At 67.9% G+C, this 449-nt stretch carries 1 pseudogene; it reads left to right on the top strand.

What is annotated here, in order from left to right:
• Window positions 1-449 (top strand): annotated as a pseudogene (locus RNB18_RS52085) (pyridoxal 5'-phosphate synthase lyase subunit PdxS); the annotation flags it as partial.

Here is a 449-nt window from a genome sequence, read left to right as displayed (position 1 = left end):
GCCGATTACACCAACCACATCGACAAGTGGAAGTTCACCGTGCCGTTCGTGTGCGGTGCCACCAACCTCGGCGAGGCCCTGCGCCGGATCACCGAGGGCGCGGCGATGATCCGCTCCAAGGGTGAGGCCGGCACCGGCGACGTCTCCAACGCGACCACCCACATGCGCAAGATCGGCGGCGAGATCCGTCGGCTCACCTCGCTGAGCACCGACGAGCTGTACGTCGCGGCCAAGGAACTGCAAGCGCCGTATGACCTGGTGGCCGAGGTGGCCCGGGCAGGCAAGCTGCCCGTCACGCTGTTCACCGCGGGCGGCATCGCCACCCCTGCCGATGCGGCGATGATGATGCAGCTCGGCGCCGAAGGCGTGTTCGTGGGTTCGGGCATCTTCAAGTCGGGCAACCCGGCGGAGCGCGCCGCGGCGATCGTGAAGGCCACCACGTTCTACGA

This window comes from Streptomyces doebereineriae (assembly GCF_031845645.1).
GTDB classification, from domain to species: Bacteria; Actinomycetota; Actinomycetes; order Streptomycetales; family Streptomycetaceae; genus Streptomyces; species Streptomyces canus.
Note: the sequence above shows the minus strand (reverse complement) of the source record. Positions and strands in the feature narration are given on the sequence as shown.